Below are 21,357 nucleotides of genomic sequence, written 5' to 3'. Positions count from 1 at the left end.
CGTCCGTGAGAAGCGATTGTTTCCGTCGTTACGTTTTGTCACCAGAGCAGCGTCAACTCCTGTGATCCGGCTAGCGTTAAACCGGCAGCGCTGAACCTTTTCAGCCGCGACACACGGAGTTAAACCATGAAGATGATTCTTGCTGCCCTCGCTTCCACCCTGCTCGTTTCGACGGCGTTTGCACAAACCGCTGCACCGGCGATGTCAGGCGATCAACAAACTCAAGCGGCTGGCCAGGCAAATCTCAAAGCTGGCGGCGCGGCGTCTAAGGACGCAGCGAAGACCGACATCTCGAAGAAGCAAGACAGCGCTTCCACCGAAAAGACCGAAGCAAAGCTTCACGCCAAAAAGACCGCGCCCACTCACACGCAAAAGACCAAGGCGCATCAGGTCAGCAAGAAGAAGCACGCCTCGGTTGCCAATGCCGAAAAAACAAAGGCCGCAGGGGATAGCAGCAAGGAGGCCAGCACTGCGCCGGTGAAGGCAGACGGCGCAAAGACCGACGCTACCAAAACCAACTAGGGTGATCGGTCGCCGACATAATCCGGCCGCCGGGGTCTTATAGTCGAAGCCGAATATGCCGTTGGGGAGGCGAGTCTACGGACTCGCCTTTTTTGCTTTTACGTAGGGCGATCGCACATGATTGAATCTACGAACGTTGATTCGCATGAGGATCGGCGAGCGCCGCGAGTATCTTGACGTCGACGATTTCTATTTCAGCATACCGCAGTTGCAGTGCACCCTGTGCTTCGAACTGCTTAAGAATCTGGTTGATGGTTTGGCGGGACAACGCCAGCATCATCGCGAGATCTTCCTGTGGCACCTTCAGCACGCGCCGCAAAACACCCGGTTCGCCGTAGCCACCCGCCATCAGCAGCAAGCGACGCGCGATGCGCTGCGCCGCCGGCAACAGCGCCGCCTCTTCAATTGCGTCGAACGCGAGGCGCAGCTTTTGCGTCAACAGCAGACCGAAGCAATGCCAGTACTGCGGCGCACGTTCGAGCAGCCCAGCCAGTTCCGCACGCGGCAAATGAAACAGCACGGACTCGCGCTCGGCGTATGCATCATGCGTGCGTTCGCGGCCGTCGAACAACGCGATTTCGCCAAACCAGTTGACCGGTTCGATCACCGCAAGCAGTGCTTCTTTACCGGCAAAGCTCGCCGCGCTGATGCGCATGAGGCCATCCAGCACGCAGTAGAGGCCGTCGTCAGGATCCCCGCGTCTGAAGAGCCGCTCGCCTGTCTGCAGACGCTCAACGCGACCTAGCTGAACCAGTTGTGTGCGCAACGCTTCGGGCGCGGCACGGAACCACGCGCTACGTTCGAGCGTCGCAAGCGGATCATTCAGGGGCGAAGGCGAACTCATAGGCTGGCACCATGCTGGACTGGAGTGCGGTGATTGTCGGCTACCCGAAGGTTTCAGAACCGCTTGAGCGCGATTATGATGGCTTTGATCCAGGAACGGCACCCATGAGAACGCTGACCCAACAACTGACCCAGTACGCCGCCTACCACCGCGACCGGCGCAACATCGCCACGCATTTCATCGGCATTCCGATGATCGTGCTGGCGCTCGCAGTGTTGTCGAGCCGCCCCGCGTGGGTGTTTGCCGCGCTGCCATTGCAGCTCTCGCCCGCGTGGGTGATGCTGGTAGGGGGCACGCTCTACTACCTCGTGCTCGATGTGCCGCTGGGCGTGATGATGGCGATCTTCTCGGCACTCTGCCTCATCTGTGGTCAATGGCTCGCCGCGCAATCCACGCTCACCTGGTTGGCCAGCGGTATAGGACTATTCGTCGTCGGCTGGGTGTTTCAGTTCGTCGGTCACATGGCGTATGAGCATCGTAAGCCGGCCTTCGTCGACGATGTCATCGGCCTGCTGATCGGCCCGCTGTTCGTGCTAGCTGAAGCGCTGTTTGAATTCGGCTGGCGTCCTGCGCTACGCGAAGCAATCGAAGCCGAAGTGGGCCCGACCCGCATCAACCCGGACCGCGCCGCCGCGCATCATTGACGCTGACACCCAAACGCGATGCCAGTTTCGTCGCGATGCCAATCTTCCCGCCTCGCGGGCATTCATCGGACGGAATGCCCGGCGGCGTCGTGCGAACTGCGCTGGCACGCACCGCAACTCCGCTCATCACGCCGATACGCAAGCTTCATTTCAATTTGATGATTCCCGTGCCACGAGCCGGCCTCCTGGACGCCAGACGCGTTGCCAGCAAAACCAGGCGCCTCCGCGCATAATTAGTTCGTGCGCGATGGCCTGCGATGGACTAGAACATAACTTCACGCGTAGGCCGATCCACCATTGCGCCAATGACACGGCGCGCCGCCGCGTAACAGCGTGCAAGCGCGCTTCTTGCTTGATCACCCCGGCTAGCCCGGCTAAATCGCCGTCCATGCGGACCCACGGTCCGCTCCTTCCTGACGCGTGCGACGCCTCCCGTGTCGCGCCCGTGAACACTCTACCCAGACAGATAATCGTCAGAAGAACGTGAAAACTGGAGCAAGCATGACTCAGCCAGCCCTATCGCATGAAGTCTCGCCCGAGTTCGCCAATGAAGTCCGCGCCGGCCTCACACACGCGCCGCAAAAGGAGTTACCGTCCAAGTACCTGTACGACGAAGTCGGCTCCGCGCTGTTCGAAGTGATCACCGTGCTGCCCGAATATGGCGTGACGCGCGCCGAAGAACGACTGCTCGCAAAGCACGCAGCGGAGATCGTGGAGCAACTTCCGCACGACGTCACCGTTGCCGAACTGGGCAGCGGCAGCGGCCGCAAAACGCGCCGAATTCTGGAAGCGCTGTGTAAAAAGCGCCCCACTTCGTACTTCCCGATTGAAATTTCGCGCGCTGCGTTGCAATTATGTCGGCGCGAATTGGGCGACATCGAACGCATTTCGATCGTCGGTTACGAGCGCGACTATCTGGCGGGCCTCGCAGAAGTGAGCAAGAAGCGCGCTTCGGGCGAACGGCTGCTTGTGCTGTTTCTCGGCAGCACGATCGGCAATTTCAGCCGCCTCGCGGCAACACGCTTCCTGCGTTCGATCCGCAGCATGCTGGCCCCCGGCGACGCGTTGCTGCTCGGCACCGATCTCGAGAAGCCGATCCCCGTGCTGGTCGCGGCCTACGACGATCCGATTGGCGTCACTGCGTCGTTTAACCTGAACCTGCTCGCGCGGATCAACCGCGAACTGGGCGGCGACTTCCCGCTCGATGCGTTCGAACACGTGGCGCGTTTCAATCCCGACGCGCGCAGCATCGAAATGCATCTGCGCGCACGGCGCGCCGTCACTGCGCATGTCCGGGCCGCGCAACTGACGGTGACGCTGGAAGAAGGCGAGACCATCTGGACCGAAAGCAGCCACAAGTACCGCGCTGAGGAAGTCCACGCGATCGCCGATGATGCCGGTTTCGCGTGCAGTCATCAGTGGGTCGAGCGGGAGTGGGGATTTGCCGAGAGCCTGCTGGTCGCACGGTAAGAAACGGGTGGCCTGGTAACCACCCTTAACCGCGACCGCTCAGCCTAGTGCTGTTCGAAGCGCTCGTAGCGCTTTTCCGTTGACCGCTCTTCGCCGGCCACTTCGCTCACGCGGGCGGCCGGCGGCCCATGGCGCAACCACGAGAGCATCCGGTCGACCTGATTGGCCGTTCCCTGCAAGATGGCTTCGACCGAGCCATCGTCGAGATTCGCCACCCATCCTTTGATACCGAGCGCGTGTGCCTGGCGTACCGTCGCGTGGCGAAAACCCACGCCCTGCACGACGCCGCGCACCCGCACGTAATACGTTTCGATCCGCGAATCCAGATCCGGGCCTGTCATGCCGTCCTCTCAAAGCAAACTTTCAAGCGGGCATTCTAGTCGTCTCGTGGCGAGATTGCTTGCACGGCATCACCCGTAAGAAGTCAGCGCAATGCGACACGCTCTGCACGCGCCACGTACAATCCGACGACCGCCATGCAGGGAATTGAAAAAGAATGATGGATCAGAATCGCGATCTCGTACTCGTCACCGGCGCTTCCGGCTTTGTCGGCTCGGCGGTGGCGCGCATTGCGCAACAGAAAGGTTTCAGGGTGCGCGTGCTGGTGCGCGCCACCAGTCCGCGCCGCAATGTCGAAGCGCTCGATGCCGAAATCGTCGTGGGCGACATGCGCGACGAAGCGTCGATGCGCGCCGCGCTGCGCGGCGTGCGCTATCTGCTACATGTCGCGGCTGACTACCGTTTGTGGGCGCCGGACCCGGGCGAGATCGAACGCTCGAATCTGGAAGGCACCGAGGCGACCATGCGTGCGGCGCTGAAGGAAGGCGTCGAGCGCGTCGTCTACACCAGCAGCGTGGCGACGCTGAAGGTCACGAGCTCCGGCCAGTCGGCCGACGAGACTTCGCCGCTCAAGGCCGAGCAGGCGATCGGTGTGTACAAGCGCAGCAAGGTGCTGGCAGAGCGCGCGGTCGAGCGGATGATTGCCGAAGACGGCCTGCCCGCAGTGATCGTCAATCCTTCGACGCCCATCGGCCCGCGCGACGTGAAGCCCACGCCGACCGGGCGCATCATCGTCGAGGCGGCGCTCGGCAAGATCCCGGCTTTCGTGGACACCGGCTTGAACCTCGTGCACGTCGACGACGTCGCGGCCGGCCACTTTCTCGCGCTCGAACGCGGCAAGATCGGCGAGCGCTATATCCTCGGCGGCGAGAACCTGCCGCTGCAGGCGATGCTCGCCGATATCGCCGCGCTCACTGGACGCAAAGCCCCAACCATCAGCCTGCCGCGCTGGCCGCTCTATCCGCTGGCGATGGGCGCCGAAGCGGTGGCGAAAATCACGAAGCGAGAACCGTTTGTGACCGTCGACGGTCTGAAGATGTCGAAGAACAAGATGTACTTCACGTCCGCGAAGGCGGAACGCGAACTCGGTTATCGCGCACGACCTTACCGCGAGGGTCTGGCCGATGCGCTCGAGTGGTTCAGGCAGGCGGGGTATCTGAAGGCGTGAGGCCGGACCCGCACGCACTTTGTTACAACGTCGCGCGACCCGCGGCGGGTTAAAGCCCGCGCGCAACAGGTAAAATCGCGGGTCTTACCAGAGAATCCTCGCATGAACCTTCACGAACAGCTCGGCGCGCTTGAAGTGGGCGTCGCTCAGCTCATTCAGGCTGTCGTGGCCCCGCAGGCCCAGAACATCCCCGAGACATCCGCAGCAAACGCAGCGTCCCAGGCGCCCGCGCCTCAGGCTGAGCAAGTCGCGCCAACAGCGGCTTCGGCAAGCGAAGACGCGTCAGCTCAAGAGGCAGCTGCTGAAGAGAAGCCCACTCTTTCAATTGGCCGTCCGGCTCAGAACGTCATCACGATGACGATCGCCGGCAAGACCGTCTCGCTGCATCCCGAGCAGGTGGGTCAGCTGATCGAGGAGCTGGCGAATGCACGCGCTTCGATGACGCCCGAGCCGCCGATGGGCGTGCCAGCCGGCTGGCGCTTCGCATCGACCCGCAACCCGGTCATGGCGGTACAGAAACAGTCGAACGGTGACCGCCTGCTGATCGTGCGGCATACCGGCCACGGCTGGGTGCCGTTCACGTTCTCGCCGGCCAACGTCATTCAGATGTACGCGCTGCTTACGCAACGGTAAGGTGACAGCGGCGTGAGACGCTTGCCTTGATGCGGCGTGGCGGTGAGCCAACAGGTACCGCCGCGCGGCATCCAGTCCGCTGCTGCGCTCACCGGTCCTGTTGCACCGGCGCCTGCACACGCGCCTTCCACTGACCGCCCTTTCCGCGCCAATAACGCACGGCCGACGCAAACGTCGCGCCGACATAGAACAGCGCCACCAGCGGCAGGAACGGAGCCCACAGCGGCGAGCGGCCGTAGTAGCGCAGCATCGGCGCATACGCGCAGCACATCGCCGCCCAGGCGAGCCAGGCGGGCCAGTCCAGCGGCCCGAGCAAGAGTGCCGCTATGGGCGGGATCAGGTAGATGATCGTCATGCCCGCCAGCGTGCCTGCCAGCAACCATCCCGAGTAGCGCAACTGCGTGAACGCCGTGCGCGCAATCATGTTCCAGATCTCGCCCGAGTTGTCGTAGGGACGCAGCGAGACGCTGCGCGCCGCCACATCCAGCCGGATCGGATGACGCCCCTCACCGCGATGCTTGATACGCGCGGCAAGGCTGCAATCGTCGATCAGTTCGCCGCGGATCGACTCGATACCGCCCGCTTCTTCCAGCGCCGTACGCCGCACCAGCATGCAGCCGCCGGCCGCCGCCGCGGTCTTGTTGCGCGGGTTGTTGACCCACGAGAACGGATACAGCTTGGCGAAGAAAAACACGAAGGCCGGGATCAGCGCCTTCTCCCAAAGCGAATCGCAACGCAGCCGCACCATCAGCGAGACCAGGTCGCGCTTCTCCGCATCGGCTCGCGCAACGAGCTGCGTGACGGCGTCGGTGGGGTGGCCGATATCGGCGTCGGTCAGAAGGAGGAAGTCGGCCGGCAGACCCAGCGTGCGCACCGCCTCGATACCCTGCGACTGCGCCCATACCTTGCCGGACCAACCCGGCGGCAAAGGCTTGGCCGTCAGCACCGTGAGGCGGTCGGAGCACTGCAACTGCAGCGCGGCCGCGCGAGCGGCGTCGGCGGTGCCGTCGGTGCTGTGGTCGTCGACTACGATCACATGGAAAGGACCGGGGTATTCCTGGGCGAGCAGCGTACCGACCGCCTGCGCGATCACATCGGCTTCATTGCGCGCCGGTACCACGGCGGCGACCGCCGGCCATGCGTCGCGCGGTGCGGTCGCGAGCGGAGCCGCGGGACGCGCGCGCCAGAAGCCGCCGCGGAAAAACAGCAGCACACACCAGATCAGCAGCGAAAGACACGACAGAACGAACAGAACCACCTGCATTACGCGTTGCCCTCAATCGAAGTGGCGCGCACGCTGACGCGCCGGGACAGCCACATCGCGAGCGCGCGCGCCGTGACAACAGACCAGTCGAAGCCATCGAGCGCTGGCCGATGGCGGAACACATCGTAGCCCGCCCGCTCGATGCGCTCCAGAATGCGCAAGCCACCATGGACGATGCCGCAAAGAACGATTCCCGCGCGCCCTGGAATGCGCAGCGCGAGCGGCGCACCTCGGACCAGCATTGCGCGGGCGTAGGCCACTTCATAAGCCATCAACGCGCGCCACCTATCGTCGACCACGCCGCCGCCGATTTGCGACTCGCTGACATTGAACCGCGCGAGGTCGCTTTGCGGCAGGTAGACGCGGCTATTCTTGAAGTCGATCGCGACGTTCTGCCAGAAATTGATCAGATGGAGCGCCGTGCAGATCGTGTCGGAGTCGGCCAGATTCGCCGGGCTCGCAGCGCCGAACAGATGCAGCATCAGATGCCCCACCGGGTGCGCGGAGCGGCGGCAATAGTCGAGCAGAGCCGACCGGTCAGCGAAGCGGGTGGTGTCGATCTCCTGGTCGAGCGCGGCCACGAGATCGTAGAACGGTGCGAGCGGCAGTTTATACTGTGCAACCACGCCAGCGAGCTTGCCGAACAGCAGCGGATGAACCGGCGCCATCCGGCCGCTTGCCACGGCGTCGAGACCGGCCCGGAAGTCGGCGAGGCGCGTGTGACGCTCGGCGGCGCTCCAGTCGCCTTCCTCGGCGATGTCAGCGGCCGTACGGGCAACCTGATAGATCACGCCGACCGGGGTCCGCAACCTCTTCGGCAGCAATGCGCCGGCGATCGGTAAGTTTTCGTAGTGGTCGGCTTCCACGCAACGAGCCTCGAATCCATTCGGTAATGCGGTTGTAAGCATGCACCGCAGGGCCACATAGTTTAAGGGTTCCGCACTGGGACTGCAGCGCGCAAATCTTGCGGCACGGCGCTTACAGCCCACTCGACCCGGCCCTGGCCAGAGCAAAGCAAGCCCGATAGCGTTAGAATGCGCGTTTGGTTTTCGTCTACCGGCTTAACGCTGGTTTAAGACATCAATTAATATCATGGTCGCGGCGACAAAGTCGTTTTTACCGACTTCATCGAAACCAGCGTCAGTCGGAGTTCGGCAGCCTATGCGAGTCATCCTTGCTCAACCCCGTGGCTTTTGTGCGGGGGTGGTCCGGGCGATCGAAATCGTCGATCGCGCGTTGCAGCAACACGGCGCACCGGTCTATGTGCGTCACGAAATCGTCCATAATCGGCACGTGGTCGACAACCTGCGTCAGAAAGGGGCGCGGTTCGTCGAAGAGCTCGATGAGGTGCCGGAAGGCGCCGTGGCGATTTTCAGCGCGCACGGCGTGGCTCAGACCGTCGAGCGCGCCGCGGAGCAACGCGGCCTCGACGTGCTCGACGCCACTTGTCCGCTCGTCACCAAGGTGCACGTGCAGGGGCGTCAATACGTGGGCGCCGGCCGCACGCTGATCCTGATCGGCCACGCGGGCCATCCGGAAGTCGAAGGTACGATTGGCCAGATCCCCGGCAAGGTATTGCTGGTGCAGAGCGAGGCCGAGGTCGCGCACCTGGATCTGCCGCAGGACGCGCCGCTTGCGTATGTGACGCAGACGACGTTGTCGGTGGACGACACGCGCGGCATCATCGACGCGTTGCAGCGGCGCTTCACGAACATTGTGGGTCCGGACACACGGGACATCTGCTACGCGACGCAAAACCGCCAGGCGGCGGTGCGCGAGTTGAGCACGCAGGTTGATGTATTGCTGGTGGTGGGCGCAACGAACAGTTCGAACTCGAACCGGCTGCGCGAGATTGGCAGCGAGACGGGCGTACCGAGCTATCTGGTGGCGGACGGTTCGGAAGTGAAGCCGGAGTGGTTTGCGAATGTGCAGACGGTCGGCATCACAGCGGGCGCTTCGGCGCCTGAGGAAATGGTTGAAAACGTAATCGATGCGCTACGCGCATTGGGGCCTGTCGACGTTACGACGATGGCTGGCCGAGAAGAGAAAGTTGAATTCAAGTTGCCGTCGAAGTTGACGCAACCACTCGCCGCACGCGAAGTTTAAGGAGGACACCTTGTCTATTCCGTTGCTCCAGAAAGTCCGGGTTGGCGCATACATCATGCGTCAGCATTTGTCGCGCAATAAGCGCTATCCGCTGGCGCTGATGCTCGAGCCGCTGTTCCGCTGCAACCTTGCCTGCAATGGCTGCGGCAAGATCGACTATCCGGATCCTATTCTGAACCAGCGTCTGTCGCTCGAAGAGTGTCTGGGCGCGGTGGACGAGTGTGGCGCACCGGTCGTTTCCATCGCAGGCGGCGAGCCGCTCCTGCATAAGGAAATGCCGCAGATCGTGAAGGGCATCATCGCGCGCAAGAAGTTCGTGTATCTCTGCACGAATGCGCTGCTGATGGAAAAGAAGATGGACGACTACGAGCCGAACCCGTACTTCGTGTGGTCGGTGCATCTGGACGGCGACGAGCAGGCGCACGATCACTCGGTGTCGCAAGAGGGTGTGTACGTCAAGGCAGTGGCCGCGATCAAGGAAGCGAAGCGCCGCGGTTTCCGTGTGAACATCAACTGCACGTTGTTCAACGACGCTGTGCCGGAGCGCGTCGCCAAGTTCTTCGATACGGTCAAGGAAATGGGCGTGGACGGCATCACCGTCTCGCCGGGCTACGCGTATGAACGCGCGCCGGACCAACAGCACTTCCTGAACCGCGACAAGACGAAGCATCTGTTCCGCGAGATTTTCAAGCGCGGCAACAACGGCAAGAACTGGTCGTTTAGCCAGTCGGCGATGTTCCTCGATTTCCTGGCCGGTAATCAGACGTATCAGTGCACGCCGTGGGGTAATCCGGCGCGTACGGTGTTTGGCTGGCAGAAGCCGTGCTATCTGGTCGGCGAAGGGTATGTGAAGACCTTCAAGGAACTGATGGAGACGACGGAGTGGGAGAAGTACGGTACGGGTAACTACGAGAAGTGTGCTGACTGCATGGTGCACTGTGGGTTTGAGGCTACCGCCGTCATGGATACGGTTACCCATCCGCTGAAGGCTCTTGGGGTTTCGCTGCGCGGGCCTAAGACTTCAGGCGCGTTTGCCAAGGATCTTCCTCTGGATAAGCAAAGGCCTGCTGAGTTTGTTTTCTCGCGGCATGTCGAGATCAAGCTTGAGGAGATTGGGCGCGCTGGTAAGGGGAAGAAGGTCCAGACTGCTACGGCTCATTAAAGCTGCCCGCTTTGGGGCCCTTCGCGGGGCTTGGTTTTACTGTTTTCCGCTTAGTTGTTGCTTGAAGCGCATCGGGTTTTTGACGGTGCGCTTTTTGCTTTTTTTGTCGCTCTTTGCGGGGCTTTTTTTGCCTGCGGCGCCTTGGTTTTTTGGTTTTACTGGGGTGTTGGCCTTTCCTTGCTGTCTTATCGGTCTATTAGCGATGCCCCTGTGCGGGGCGGCACTTACTTTCTTTGCCGCCGCAAAGAAAGTAAGCAAAGAAAGCGGGCTTCCAACCGCTAGCCTTTAGGTGTCCACCACTCAAGCTAACCCGGAGCGGTCCGCGCACGCACCGTGCCCTCGCACCACCACACTTAGTGACAAAGCACTCATCCACCCCACTCCGCACTACGTGCGTCGCGGATGGGTTTGCAAAGGAAGGCGGGGGTCGCTGGAACGCAAAGAACGCCGCACATTCCGCCGCTCCCGGACGCGAGGTGAAGGAACTTCTCAGTCCACCAAACAGGTCCACCCAACATAGTCAGCATCCCTACAGAGCATGAGAAGGGCGTTATGCCCAACGGCGGGGCGCGTAGCGCGACGCTGGAACGGATGACTGCCTTGTCACTAACGGGGGTGGCGTGAGGGCACATTGCGTGCGCGGACCACTTCGGCTTCATGCCAGTGGTGGACACCTACAGACTGGCGGTTGCAAGCCCGCTTTCTTTGCTTACTTTCTTTGCGGCGGCAAAGAAAGTAAGTGCCGCCCCGCACAGGGGCGAAGCTAATAGACCGATAACAAAGCAAGGAAAGGCCAACACCCCGGTAAAACCAAAAAACCAAGGCGCCGCAGGCAAAAAAAACCAAAGCCCTATCCCGCACTCCGAGCATTATGCTCAGTCAAAAATTTAATAAGCCCATCAACCCCACCCTTAGCGAGCTGATCTGCAAACTGCGTCTGATAAACCTGAATCAACCATGCCCCCATCATATCGATGTCGTAAACCTTCCAACCGGAATCGGTCTTCTCCATCCGATACCCAACCGAATCATCCCCGCCATTGCTCAACACGTGCGACTGCACAACAGCATCCTTACCGCCAGCGCCAACATTCGCAGGAGCGAACTTGAACGTCACATCCTGATCCCTTAACTGCGCCAATGAAGCAGCATAAGTCCGCACCAGCAACGTCTGAAACTGCTCGTATAACTGCTTCTGCTGCTCCGGCGATGCCGTCGTCCACGCCTTGCCCACAGCAATCCGCGTCGTACGCTGAAAGTCCGTTGCAGGCACGAAATGTGTTACCACCACCTGGGTGATTTTGCCCATGTCGCCGCCGCGCGCCTGCGGGTCGGCCTTCATCGCGCTGACCGTGCCTTCAACAGCATTCTTTACCACCGCGTCAGGCGCGGTTTGCGCAAAAGCCGCGGTGGAAACCACCGCCGCTGCCAGAAAAGCAGACAGATAACGTTTCATAAGCTCATCAGGACAGTAAATATGACCACTGGATGACCCACTGGGCCACGCTGAAAGCCAGTATACCGATTTTGGTGCTTCGTCCGTGCCCCACAACCTGAGCCAATTGGCCCTACGTCGGTATACTTATGCCCTTATGCCAAAAACGCCATCTGTGACAGGGCCCCACTCGCCTACATGCTGAAGTCATCTATCGTCCGCCTCGTCGCCTGGTCGGTCAGCCGCCCGCTGCGCGTCATCCTCATATCGCTCATCCTCGCGGTCCTGAGTAGCTATTACGTCGTCCATCACTTCAAGATCAACACAGACATCAGCCGTCTCGTCGAAACCAACAAGGCCTGGTCGTCCCTCGACGACGCCATGGACAACGCCTTCCCCCAACGCGGCCAAACCGTGCTGGTGGTCGTCGAAGCGCGTGCCCCCGAATTCGCCGATGCCGCTGCGAACGCTCTCACCGACGCGCTGAAAAAGCAGCCCAAGGAATTCGTCGCCGTCACGCAACCGGCCGGCGGTTCGTTCTTCGAGCACAACGGCTTGCTGTTTCTGTCGCTCGACCAGGTCCAGTCCACCACAGGACAACTCGTTCAGTCGCGTCCCCTCGTCAATGCGCTCGCCAAAGATCCCAGTCTGACCGGTCTTGCAGGGGTCCTCACCACCAGCCTGCTGCTGCCGCTTCAGCTCGGCCAGGTCAAGCTCAGCGATATGAGCCATCTGCTCTCGCAAAGCACCACCGTGCTCGACCGTGTGCTCGCCGGCCAGCCCGCCGCCTTCTCGTGGCGCGCGCTGGTCGACAAGGACATCAGCACGAACCCGGCGCGCGCCTTCATCACCGTGCAGCCGGTGGTCAACTACGGTGCGCTCGAACCCGGCGCCCGCGCCTCCGCCGCCATCCGCGCCACGGCCGCGTCGCTCGATCTCAACGCCCACTACGGCGCGTCGATCCGTCTGACCGGCGAACAACCGCTCTCCGACGAAGAATTGGCTTCAGTGCAAGATGGCGCCGCGCTGAACGGCATCATCACTTTCGTCGTGGTCCTCGTGATCCTGTGGCTCGCGTTGCGCTCGGGCCGGATGATCGTCGCCGTGCTCATCACGCTGTTCGTCGGTCTTGCTATCACCGCCGCGCTCGGCCTGATGATGGTCGGCGCGCTCAACATGATTTCCGTTGCGTTCATGGTGTTGTTCGTCGGGCTTGGGATCGACTTCGGGGTCCAGTTCGGCGTGAAGTACCGCGAGGAGCGCCATCGCGATGACCGGTTGGCCGCCGCCCTCGTCAACACCGCGCATACCATCGGCGTACCGTTGACGCTCGCCGCGGTCGCCGTGGCCGAAGCGTTCTTCTCGTTCCTGCCCACCGCCTACCGCGGCGTGGCGGAGCTGGGGCAGATCGCCGGCGTCGGCATGTTCGTCGCGTATGGGACCAACATGACGCTGTTTCCGGCACTCCTGAAGATTTTCAATCCACCTGGTGAAGTCGCTTCGCCAGGTTTCAAGCAACTGGCACCCGTCGACGATTTCCTCGACCGTCACCGCAAGCCCGTCCTGATCGGCACCCTCGTGGTTGTCGTCGGTGCGATGCCGTTGCTGACTCATCTGCGCTTCGACTTCAACCCGCTGCATCTGAAAGACCCGCATACGGAATCGATGGCGACACTGCTCTCGCTGAAGGATTCGCCCGAGGCCGCTGTCAACAACGTGCACGTGCTGACGCCATCGCTCGCGGACGCGGACAAGATCGCGGCGCATCTCAGGACACTGCCGGAGGTGGGCCTCGTCACGACACTGAGCACCTTCATTCCGACCGACCAGTCCCAAAAGCTTCTGCTCATCAATAGCGCTGCGCAGCAGCTGTTGCCCGCCTTGACGCAAACGCCCGCGCCGCCGTCGAGCGATGCGTTGCGCGTTGCCGCCTTGAAGCGAGCGGCCAACCAGCTGTCGCTTGCCGCGGAGGACCATCCCGGTCCCGGTGCGGCCGAGGCCCAGCATCTGTCGACGACGCTGCAGAAGCTCGCCGCCGCAGATGCCGCCACGCGCGACCGCGCAGAAACTGCGATGTCCAGCACGCTGAAGATCGCGTTGCAGCAACTCGCCGAACTGCTGCAGCCGAGCGAAATCACGCTTGCCACCTTGCCGCCCGAAATCTCGCGCGACTGGGTCGCGGCCGACGGCCGCGCGCTGGTCGACATCGCTCCCAAGGTCGCGCCAGGCGCAGACCCAGGCGACGATGCGATGCTGCGACGCTTCGCCCATGCGGTGAAGACGACGGAGCCGGACGCGATCGGCGGGACCATCTCGATCCTGCATTCCGCAGACGTAATCATCAAGGCGTTCCTGGAAGCCGCTGCGTGGGCACTGGTGACCATCACCATCCTGCTATGGCTCGCGTTGCGGCGACTCAGCGACGTGCTGCGCACGCTGATTCCGCTGCTGGTGTCGGCACTGGTCACGCTTGAGTTGTGCGTTGTGTTCGGCATGCCACTCAATTTCGCCAACATCATCGCGTTGCCGCTTATGCTCGGCGTAGGCGTCGCGTTCAAGATCTACTTCGTCATGGCGTGGCGCAACGGACAAACGGGTCTGCTGCAGTCGAGTCTCACGCACGCCGTGATGTTCAGCGCGGCCACCACCGCAACGGCGTTCGGGAGCCTCTGGTTGTCGCATCATCCGGGCACGTCGAGCATGGGGCGGTTGCTCGCACTATCGCTGTTGTGCACACTGATCGGCGCAGTGGTGTTTCAGCCCGTCCTGATGGGTAAGCCGCGCGCGCGTCGCGCATCGAAAGAAAAGCAAGGAATCACCAAATGAAGATGCGAACCACCGCCCTGACCCTGCTCGTTGCAGGTGCGCTTGCAGGGTGCGCGACGGGTCCCGACCGCAAGCCGGGCGACCCGCTGGAACCGATGAACCGGCAGATTTTCAAGTTCAACGATGCGCTCGACCGGACCATCGCGCAGCCCGTTGCAAAGGGCTATCAGAAGGTCACGCCGCAACCGGTCCGTCAGGCGATCAGCAACTTCTTTTCCAATCTCGGCGACCTGGGCAATGCCGCCAACAACCTTCTGCAGTTGAAGATCACGGATGCGACCGAAGACGTCATGCGCTTCGTGATGAATTCGACGTTCGGGATCGGCGGTCTGCTCGACTTTGCCACGCCGGCGGGGTTGCCGAAGCATCATGAAGACTTTGGGCTGACGCTTGGCCGCTGGGGCGTGCCTGCGGGTCCGTATCTGGTGCTGCCGTTGTTCGGACCGAGCTCAGTGCGTGACAGTACGGGCTATATCGTCGACTTCCGCTTTAACGTGATCCACTATCTGAAGCCGGCCGTGCGCAATCCGATGTATATCGCGCAGTTCATCAGCGCGCGTGCCGATCTGCTCGGTGCGTCGGACCTGCTGCAGGCTGCCGCGCTCGATAAATATTCGTTCGTTCGCGACGCGTATACGCAGCAGCGCCAGTCGCTGTTGCGCGGTTCGAGTTCGACGCCCGCTCCGCTGCCGAACTATGGTGATCCGGGCTCAGACGGTGCGGGCGCGGCGCCGGCAACAGGAGCATCTGGGACGGCGCCGGCTGGTCTGCCGGACTACACCGACCCGGGTGATTCGTCGGCGCCGGCAGCACCGGTCAATGGCGCTTCGGGCACGGAACCCGCCGGCTTGCCGAACTACACGGATCCGGGGGATTCATCGGCACCGGCCGCGCCGGCTAATGGCGCATCGGGTGCAGCGCCCGCAGGGGCACCGAATTACACTGACCCAGGTGATTCGTCGGCACCGGCCGCACCAGTCAATGGCGCGTCGGCTCCCGTCGGCGCAAGCTCGGCGAAGGCCGCCACGGCTCCGGCGGCATCTGGCGCGGCAGCCGCAGCAGCAGCTTCCGGCGCCGCCGCGCCGGTTCCGCTGAGGCAGTAACTAGTCGCATTCGCCTGGGCAAGGCAAGTGGTTTGTCGCCGTCCTTTCGCCAGCGCTAAACGAAACAGCCCGACCGGCTATCAACGCCGGTCGGGCTGTTTCATTTTTCGCTTCTGGTGACGAGCGTAAGAAGACGCCCCAGCCTGACTTCAATGCATCGTATCGGCTTCAACGCCGGCAGCCGCATCTTCGACACTCGCCGTCGGCTGGGCCGCCGGAGCCAAACTCGAGCGATAGCGCTCAAACGCCTCATCTGCGAAGCGAATCTGCGTGCGGCCATGCGGAGCCGGCTCGCCGTTTTCGCCGAGATTCACAAACACGATCTTTTCGATCGTCAGGATGCTCTTGCGGGTGATCTTGTTGCGGACTTCAGCGCGCAGCGTGATCGAAGTCCGGCCAAAGTGCGTCGCGGTAATGCCCAGTTCGATGATGTCGCCTTGGCGCGCCGAGCTGACAAAGTTGATCTCCGACATGAGCTTGGTCACCACGCGCTGGTTGTCCAGCTGGCAAATGACGTAAATGGCCGCTTCTTCGTCGATCCAGCGCAGCAGGCTGCCACCGAACAGCGTGCCGTTCGGATTCAGATCTTCGGGCTTGACCCATTTTCTGGTGTGGAAATTCATTTGGTATCCCCTCCGTGAGGTGATGCGGGCCGGCATCGCAGCCGGAACCTAGGGTTAATACCTAGATTATACCAAAATTAAGGGTTTTCCCTTATTCCACACGGCAAGGGGGCGCAGACATCTGGCCCCGCTTCACACACCTGGCTGCAACGCTTCGGCCGCACCTAGCGCCTGCCGCGCCTGAACCAGCGCCGTACGGGCCGCACGGGCGTCGGTCGCCACCCGTAAAAGGGCCCCGAGTTGGGAAGGTTGCTTCAGCAGTTCGCGCAGGATTGGCCCAATCGCCGTGCTACCGTCGTCGCGTAAGCCGGCCGTGGCGGCCGAAGGCAACGTACGCCGCGCCGGATCGACAATCGCCCTGCAGACTGCGAACGGCAGGCCCTGAGCCGCGGCGATGGCGCCCGCGATATGCGATTCCATATCTACAGCGAGCGCGCCGCTGGAGCGATGCAAGGCGGCTTTATCGTCGGCGCCCGTGAGCGGCGCCATCACGCCAGCCATCAGGCCACGGTGCAGGGTCGCGCCAAGCGGCGTAGCCGCCAGCGCGGCAGCCAGTTGCGCGGACCAACGCGGATCGGTGGGGAAACGCCCGTGCGGACCATCTACGGCATCCGCCACGATCAGCGCGCCCGGTTCCAGATCCGGCGCGAGCCCGCCCGCCGTACCGAAGCTGATGATGCCCGAGCAGCCGCGCGCAAGCGCGGCGCGCAACGCCCGTTCGAGCAGATCGGCGCGCGCCGCGTACACCACCTCGACGCCCTCGCCACGCACAATGCGCGCCTCGAAAGCCATGCCCGTGACCGCGATCACGGGCAGCCTGCTTCCGCCTGCCTTGGATGAAGGGAACAACTGACTAGAACCAGAAGACGTAGACACCATTACATCCCGACCGTAACGCGCGTCAGCCCGTCACGTTTCAGTTGCCGGTAACGCGCCAGTGCCCAGAGCGGGAAGAACTTGCGATAGCCGTGATAGCGCAGATAAAACACACGCGGAAAACCGGTGGCGGTAAAGCGGGCTTCATCCCACAGACCGTGTTCGCGCTGCTCGCGCAACAGATACTCGATGCCGCGCGCCACCGCAGGATGTTCGACGCACCCCGCCGCCATCAGCCCGAGCAGGCCCCACGCGGTCTGCGACGGCACGCTCGGCGCGCGCTCGTAGCCGCGGTAATCGAGCTTGTAGCTGGTGCCGTCTTCGCCCCAGCCGCCGTCGTCGTTCTGGATCGACACCAGCCACTGCGCGGCGCGCTTCATGCGCGGGTCGTCATGCGCCATACCGGCAGCGTTCAGCGAACAGAGCGCCGTCCACGTACCGTAGATGTAGTTCATGCCCCAACGGCCATACCAGCTGCCGTCCGACTCCTGTTCCTTGAGCATGTAGTCGTACGCGCGGCGAGCCGGCTCGCTGTTGGCCGGCAGTTCGCCCAGTTGCGCGAGCATCGACAGACAACGGCCCGACACGTCCGCAGTGGGCGGGTCAAGCAGCGCGCCGTGATCGGAGAACGGAATGTTGTTCAGGTAGTACTGCGTGTTTTCCGGCTCGAATGCGCCCCAGCCGCCGTCGCTGCTCTGCATGCCGACCACCCATTCGCGGGCGCGGGCAATCGCTGCATCATCGACGTTCGACTCCGTGAGCGCCGCCGAGCGCTGCATGGCCATCACCACCACGGCCGTATCGTCGACGTCCGGGTAGTACGCGTTTGCATACTGGAACGCCCAGCCGCCGGGACGCACATCAGGGCGGCGCGAGATCCAGTCGCCGCGCACATCGAGAATCTGCAGCGGACGCAGCCATTGCAGACCGCGCTCGGCGGCCTGTTCGGCGCGCGGCTCGCCGGTTTCGAGCAGCGCGTGCGCCACGAGCGAGGTGTCCCACACCGGCGACAGACACGGCTGGCAATATGCTTCGTCGTCCTTGATGACGAGAAGCTTGTCGAGCGATTGACGAGCGATAGCGCGGCTCGGGTGATCGGCCGGGTAGCCCAGCACGTCGTACATCATCACGGAGTTGGCCATCGCCGGGAAAATCGCGCCGAGTCCGTCCTCGCCATTCAGACGCTCGTCGACAAAGGCAACGGCCGCCTTGACCGCACGCTCGCGCGTGTACTTTGGAAACAGGCCGTCGACTAGGCGAAGCACGTTATCGACGCCGCGGAAGAAGGTGAACCAACCCTGATGCTGATGCGGGGCACGCGGCAACAGTCCGGTTGTGACGGGCGCGCCGCGGAACAGTTCGTCGATACGCACGCCGCGCGGGTTGCGCGCCACCGGGCGCTTCGCGTTGAGCACGAGCAGCGGCACAATCACGGTACGCGCCCAGTACGACACCTTCGACAGATGAAACGGGAACCACTGTGGCAACAGCATGATCTCGACCGGCATCATTGGCACTGCATACCAGGAGACCACGCCGAACAGCGCGAGCAGGACGCGCGTGAAGACGTTGGACGCTTCTGCGCCGCCGTGCGAGAGAATCGCTTCGCGGGCGCGGCGCATATGATCGGCATCCTCAGGATCGCCAATCATCTTCAGCGCGAAGTACGCCTTCACGCTTGCGCTGACGTCGAGCGCGCCATCCGTGAAGAGCGGCCAGCCACCGTTCGACAACTGGATGCGGCGCAGATAGCGCGCGATCTTCTGCTCGAGTTCCACGTTCGGCTCTTCGCCAAGGTAGTGAGTCAGCAGCACATATTCGGCAGGAATCGTCGCGTCGGCTTCGAGTTCATAGACCCAGTGGCCATCGGGGCGCTGCGCCGCGAGAATCGCGTCGGTCGCGCGGGTGACGGCGGCGTCCAGCGTGGTGGCGGACTGTGTAGCGGCACCAACGCCTGCAGTGGCGGTAGCCGCAGCAGCGTCGGGCTCGCTCGCGGGCGAAACAGCGGCCATCCCGGACGCGTCAGGTGAGACGACTGCGTCAGGAGAATCGGCTGAATCGTCTTGATTGGCGCCCGTCGTCTGGGCAAGGGAAAAATCGTTCATCTGCGTTCCATCGGTTCGTTCAGCAGCGTATCCGCGGCCTTCTGGCCAGAGCGGATCGCTCCTTCGATCGTCGCGGGCAAGCCAGTGGCCGTCCAGTCTCCCGCGAGCGTCAGGTTTTTCCAGCGGGTGCGCGTGCCGGGGCGGCGCATTTCTTCGCCCGGTAGCGCGGCAAAGGTTGCGTGGCGTTCAGACACGACCTGCCAGGCCGGCATGGGTTCGAGCGGCAGGCTCGCGGCCTGGGCGACTTCGGCCCAGACCGTCTTCGCAAGCGTTTCGTGCGGGGTGTCGAGCAAGCGGTCGGCACCGCTAATCGTCACCGAAAGACGCCCGTCGAATGCGAACAGCCACTCGGCCGTGCCGTTGAGCAGCCCCATCAGCGGCGGCACCCCGAACGGCGGTTCCACGGCAAAGTGCACGTTGCGCGTCGCGCTAAAGCGCCGCGGCGCCTGCAGACCGGGCACAAGCGTCTGCGCGATATCCGGCGGTACCGCCAGCACCACCGCCGCCGGATCGTCGAGTTCGACGCGCTGATTGCCGTCGACTTCGGCAAACTCCAGCGCGTTCACCCGGCCCGTGTCCGCAAACACAATTTCCTTCAGTTGCGCGCCGAGCCGTATCGCCGCCCCGCCATGCTGCAACAGGCGCAGCGCCGGATCGACGAAGGCGCTGCTCAAGCCATTGCGCGCCAGCAGCGGCCGGCACGCTTGACCACCAGCCGCAAGCGTCTCGCGAATCATCGCGGCGGCCAGTTCGGCGCTCGCCTCGCGCGGCTCGTGGTTGAGCATCAAGCGGAGCAGCGGCCGCAGCAAGCGGTCCCAAAGCACTCCGTCGCAGCGCATGGTCTGCGCCATCGTCCGGCCGGGCTTCGCCAACAGCAGCGGCGCGAGCATCAGATAGTCGCCCGGATGGGTATTGGGCACCCGCGCGGCCTGATCGAAGACCCACAACGGCAAGAGTCCAGCCGACGGACGCACGGTCCAGCGCGCCCGTGTCGCCAGGTCCATGAACGGGTATTCGGGCTGAGTGGGCCCGACCAGCTCGTCGAACGCGCCAATCGCACGCACGTAATTCAGCGTCGCGTCGTTGCCCGACATCACCAGATGATTGCCACTGTCGATGGTCGCACCGAGCGTCCGATCGTACCAGGAGCGGCAGCGTCCACCCGCCTGCCCGGCCGCGTCGTACAACACGACCTGCGCGCCGCGCCGCTGCAATTGCACGGCGGCGGCCAGACCGGCGAGACCCGCGCCGATCACGTGGACAAGTTTCGGCATCAGAAAAACGCGTACCGGGCGACGATCCACAACAGACGCGCCTTAGGCTTGCTGACCTTGGTGCGCGGCAGATCGAAGCCGCGTTCAACGGTGCGATCGAGAAGACAGCGATAGACCCCGGACATGATGCGCGGGGCGCGAACGTGATTGCGCGGCGAGGCGTCCATGATCGCGTCGGCCTGGGCGAAATGCTCGCGCGCGCGCTTCACCAGCTTGCAGCAGACGCGCGGCAGCGACGGATCGTCGGCAATAATCGCGGGCGTCGTCGTGGCGATACCTTCGAGCGCGAGCAGTTCGCGCGGCAGATAACAGCGGTTGATATCCGCGTCTTCGTCGATATCGCGCAGGATGTTGGTCAGCTGCAGCGCCCGGCCCAGGTGATGCGCCAGCTGACGGCCTGGCTCCTCCGGCATCCCGAAGATCCTCACCGACAGACGCCCCGCGGCGCTCGCGACACGGTCGCAATACAGGTCGAGGGTGTCGTCGTCCGGCGCGCAGATGTCTTCGGCGGCATCCATCGCCATACCGTCGATCATGGCGTGGAAGTCTTCGCGTTGCAGGTGAAACGTGTGGATGTGCCGCGTCAACGCGCGCAACGAAGCGCGCGGCGCGCCGGCATAGCACGCGTCGATATCGGCGCGCCAGCGCTCGAGTCCAGCCGAACGCTCGGCGCGCGGCAGGTCGCTATCGGCGATATCGTCGACAGCGCGGCAAAAAGCGTAGACCTGATACATCGCGTCGCGCTGCGCCGCTGGCAGGATGCGCATCGCGAGGTAAAACGAGCTGCCTGACGTGGCGGCAGCGGCGTCGGTTTCAGTATCGTCCACGACAAGATTGGAAACAGCCAAGACGATCTCCGCTGAGGGGCCCTCTGGAGGCGGTCAAGAAATCGGGAGCGTGCCCGCCCAGAGGGCAGGCCGCGCGCGCGGACACGCGCGATAACACCGGCAAGGGATACCGGAA

Annotated in this window: 20 protein-coding genes; 9 read left to right on the top strand and 11 right to left on the bottom strand. The window is 63.1% G+C overall.

The window, feature by feature from the left end; translation table 11 throughout:
* Positions 1-126: 126 nt before the first annotated feature.
* Complete coding sequence (locus P3T17_RS08455) at positions 127-522, top strand: hypothetical protein (RefSeq protein ID WP_429406002.1); 396 nt, start codon at positions 127-129, stop codon at positions 520-522.
* Positions 523-649: 127 nt separating this feature from the next.
* Here the strand turns inward: P3T17_RS08455 and P3T17_RS08450 are convergent, their stop codons facing one another.
* Positions 650-1,366 (bottom strand): Crp/Fnr family transcriptional regulator, encoded by a 717-nt coding sequence (locus tag P3T17_RS08450; protein ID WP_429406000.1) that lies wholly within the window; start codon positions 1,364-1,366, stop codon positions 650-652.
* Positions 1,367-1,470: 104 nt separating this feature from the next.
* On the opposite strand from P3T17_RS08450, the gene P3T17_RS08445 reads away from it, so the two are divergent.
* Positions 1,471-2,010, top strand: coding sequence for a DUF962 domain-containing protein (locus P3T17_RS08445; protein ID WP_429287404.1), 540 nt, complete (start codon positions 1,471-1,473; stop codon positions 2,008-2,010).
* 501 nt (positions 2,011-2,511) lie between these two features.
* Entirely contained in the window at positions 2,512-3,480 is a 969-nt protein-coding gene (egtD, locus tag P3T17_RS08440; protein WP_074266935.1) for an L-histidine N(alpha)-methyltransferase, read from the top strand.
* Between the two features lie 44 nt (positions 3,481-3,524).
* Here egtD and P3T17_RS08435 read toward each other — a convergent pair whose 3' ends face one another.
* On the bottom strand, positions 3,525-3,821 hold the full coding sequence (locus P3T17_RS08435) for an acylphosphatase (RefSeq protein ID WP_429287405.1): 297 nt from the start codon (positions 3,819-3,821) through the stop codon (positions 3,525-3,527).
* A gap of 155 nt (positions 3,822-3,976) precedes the next feature.
* On the opposite strand from P3T17_RS08435, the gene hpnA reads away from it, so the two are divergent.
* Complete coding sequence (hpnA, locus tag P3T17_RS08430; RefSeq protein ID WP_074266933.1) at positions 3,977-4,987, top strand: hopanoid-associated sugar epimerase; 1,011 nt, start codon at positions 3,977-3,979, stop codon at positions 4,985-4,987.
* A 102-nt stretch (positions 4,988-5,089) separates the two neighbouring features.
* A complete protein-coding gene (locus tag P3T17_RS08425) occupies positions 5,090-5,620 on the top strand; it encodes a hypothetical protein (protein WP_429405998.1) in 531 nt (176 codons plus the stop codon).
* 88 nt (positions 5,621-5,708) lie between these two features.
* Here the strand turns inward: P3T17_RS08425 and P3T17_RS08420 are convergent, their stop codons facing one another.
* Together P3T17_RS08420 and hpnC are read right to left on the bottom strand one after the other, a co-directional pair.
* On the bottom strand, positions 5,709-6,884 hold the full coding sequence (locus P3T17_RS08420; RefSeq protein WP_429287407.1) for a glycosyltransferase: 1,176 nt from the start codon (positions 6,882-6,884) through the stop codon (positions 5,709-5,711).
* Positions 6,884-7,750, bottom strand: a complete 867-nt coding sequence (gene hpnC / locus P3T17_RS08415) for a squalene synthase HpnC (RefSeq protein WP_074266930.1) — start codon at positions 7,748-7,750, stop codon at positions 6,884-6,886. Before hpnC ends, P3T17_RS08420 begins: the two co-directional genes overlap by 1 nt.
* Before the next feature lie 295 nt (positions 7,751-8,045).
* On the opposite strand from hpnC, the gene ispH reads away from it, so the two are divergent.
* Entirely contained in the window at positions 8,046-8,990 is a 945-nt protein-coding gene (gene ispH / locus P3T17_RS08410) for a 4-hydroxy-3-methylbut-2-enyl diphosphate reductase (protein WP_074266929.1), read from the top strand.
* A 10-nt stretch (positions 8,991-9,000) separates the two neighbouring features.
* Positions 9,001-10,152, top strand: a complete 1,152-nt coding sequence (gene hpnH / locus P3T17_RS08405) for an adenosyl-hopene transferase HpnH (protein WP_074266928.1) — start codon at positions 9,001-9,003, stop codon at positions 10,150-10,152.
* A 36-nt stretch (positions 10,153-10,188) separates the two neighbouring features.
* Here the strand turns inward: hpnH and P3T17_RS08400 are convergent, their stop codons facing one another.
* Together P3T17_RS08400 and P3T17_RS08395 are read right to left on the bottom strand one after the other, a co-directional pair.
* A complete protein-coding gene (locus tag P3T17_RS08400) occupies positions 10,189-10,410 on the bottom strand; it encodes a hypothetical protein (RefSeq protein WP_074266927.1) in 222 nt (73 codons plus the stop codon).
* 592 nt (positions 10,411-11,002) lie between these two features.
* Positions 11,003-11,608: an MlaC/ttg2D family ABC transporter substrate-binding protein gene (locus P3T17_RS08395; protein ID WP_074266926.1), complete on the bottom strand. Its 606-nt coding sequence runs from the start codon at positions 11,606-11,608 to the stop codon at positions 11,003-11,005.
* A gap of 177 nt (positions 11,609-11,785) precedes the next feature.
* Between P3T17_RS08395 and P3T17_RS08390 the strand changes: the two genes are divergently transcribed.
* Together P3T17_RS08390 and P3T17_RS08385 are read left to right on the top strand one after the other, a co-directional pair.
* Positions 11,786-14,413: an MMPL family transporter gene (locus P3T17_RS08390; RefSeq protein ID WP_429405996.1), complete on the top strand. Its 2,628-nt coding sequence runs from the start codon at positions 11,786-11,788 to the stop codon at positions 14,411-14,413.
* Positions 14,410-15,516 carry an MlaA family lipoprotein gene (locus tag P3T17_RS08385; RefSeq protein ID WP_429405994.1) on the top strand — a complete coding sequence of 369 codons (1,107 nt, stop codon included), beginning with the start codon at positions 14,410-14,412 and terminating at the stop codon, positions 15,514-15,516. Before P3T17_RS08390 ends, P3T17_RS08385 begins: the two co-directional genes overlap by 4 nt.
* 149 nt (positions 15,517-15,665) lie before the next feature.
* Here the strand turns inward: P3T17_RS08385 and P3T17_RS08380 are convergent, their stop codons facing one another.
* The 5 genes from P3T17_RS08380 to hpnD form a co-directional block, all read right to left on the bottom strand.
* Positions 15,666-16,139 carry an acyl-CoA thioesterase gene (locus tag P3T17_RS08380; RefSeq protein WP_429405992.1) on the bottom strand — a complete coding sequence of 158 codons (474 nt, stop codon included), beginning with the start codon at positions 16,137-16,139 and terminating at the stop codon, positions 15,666-15,668.
* A gap of 132 nt (positions 16,140-16,271) precedes the next feature.
* Entirely contained in the window at positions 16,272-16,931 is a 660-nt protein-coding gene (locus P3T17_RS08375) for a phosphorylase (RefSeq protein ID WP_429406468.1), read from the bottom strand.
* A gap of 86 nt (positions 16,932-17,017) precedes the next feature.
* Positions 17,018-19,120: a squalene--hopene cyclase gene (shc, locus tag P3T17_RS08370; protein WP_429405991.1), complete on the bottom strand. Its 2,103-nt coding sequence runs from the start codon at positions 19,118-19,120 to the stop codon at positions 17,018-17,020.
* Positions 19,117-20,394, bottom strand: a complete 1,278-nt coding sequence (gene hpnE / locus P3T17_RS08365) for a hydroxysqualene dehydroxylase HpnE (protein ID WP_429405990.1) — start codon at positions 20,392-20,394, stop codon at positions 19,117-19,119. Before hpnE ends, shc begins: the two co-directional genes overlap by 4 nt.
* Positions 20,394-21,242 carry a presqualene diphosphate synthase HpnD gene (gene hpnD, locus P3T17_RS08360; RefSeq protein WP_429405988.1) on the bottom strand — a complete coding sequence of 283 codons (849 nt, stop codon included), beginning with the start codon at positions 21,240-21,242 and terminating at the stop codon, positions 20,394-20,396. Before hpnD ends, hpnE begins: the two co-directional genes overlap by 1 nt.
* Positions 21,243-21,357: the final 115 nt, after the last annotated feature.

The sequence above is a fragment of the Paraburkholderia sp. GAS82 genome (assembly GCF_050436285.1).
Taxonomy (GTDB): Bacteria; Pseudomonadota; Gammaproteobacteria; order Burkholderiales; family Burkholderiaceae; genus Paraburkholderia; species Paraburkholderia phenazinium_B.
The sequence above is the reverse complement of the archived record's forward strand: the minus strand, read 5'-3'. Positions and strand labels throughout refer to the sequence as shown.

Excerpts from the sequence above, each read along its gene's own strand:
- hpnA (WP_074266933.1), top strand. The coding sequence starts at position 3,977 with ATGATGGATCAGAATCGCGATCTCGTACTCGTCACCGGCGCTTCCGGC.
- P3T17_RS08445 (WP_429287404.1), top strand. The coding sequence starts at position 1,471 with ATGAGAACGCTGACCCAACAACTGACCCAGTACGCCGCCTACCACCGC.
- P3T17_RS08450 (WP_429406000.1), bottom strand. The coding sequence starts at position 1,366 with ATGAGTTCGCCTTCGCCCCTGAATGATCCGCTTGCGACGCTCGAACGT.
- ispH (WP_074266929.1), top strand. The coding sequence starts at position 8,046 with ATGCGAGTCATCCTTGCTCAACCCCGTGGCTTTTGTGCGGGGGTGGTC.
- P3T17_RS08395 (WP_074266926.1), bottom strand. The coding sequence starts at position 11,608 with ATGAAACGTTATCTGTCTGCTTTTCTGGCAGCGGCGGTGGTTTCCACC.
- P3T17_RS08435 (WP_429287405.1), bottom strand. The coding sequence starts at position 3,821 with ATGACAGGCCCGGATCTGGATTCGCGGATCGAAACGTATTACGTGCGG.
- P3T17_RS08425 (WP_429405998.1), top strand. The coding sequence starts at position 5,090 with ATGAACCTTCACGAACAGCTCGGCGCGCTTGAAGTGGGCGTCGCTCAG.
- P3T17_RS08385 (WP_429405994.1), top strand. The coding sequence starts at position 14,410 with ATGAAGATGCGAACCACCGCCCTGACCCTGCTCGTTGCAGGTGCGCTT.
- P3T17_RS08420 (WP_429287407.1), bottom strand. The coding sequence starts at position 6,884 with ATGCAGGTGGTTCTGTTCGTTCTGTCGTGTCTTTCGCTGCTGATCTGG.
- P3T17_RS08375 (WP_429406468.1), bottom strand. The coding sequence starts at position 16,931 with ATGGCTTTCGAGGCGCGCATTGTGCGTGGCGAGGGCGTCGAGGTGGTG.
- shc (WP_429405991.1), bottom strand. The coding sequence starts at position 19,120 with ATGAACGATTTTTCCCTTGCCCAGACGACGGGCGCCAATCAAGACGAT.
- P3T17_RS08380 (WP_429405992.1), bottom strand. The coding sequence starts at position 16,139 with ATGAATTTCCACACCAGAAAATGGGTCAAGCCCGAAGATCTGAATCCG.
- hpnE (WP_429405990.1), bottom strand. The coding sequence starts at position 20,394 with ATGCCGAAACTTGTCCACGTGATCGGCGCGGGTCTCGCCGGTCTGGCC.
- P3T17_RS08390 (WP_429405996.1), top strand. The coding sequence starts at position 11,786 with ATGCTGAAGTCATCTATCGTCCGCCTCGTCGCCTGGTCGGTCAGCCGC.
- egtD (WP_074266935.1), top strand. The coding sequence starts at position 2,512 with ATGACTCAGCCAGCCCTATCGCATGAAGTCTCGCCCGAGTTCGCCAAT.
- P3T17_RS08455 (WP_429406002.1), top strand. The coding sequence starts at position 127 with ATGAAGATGATTCTTGCTGCCCTCGCTTCCACCCTGCTCGTTTCGACG.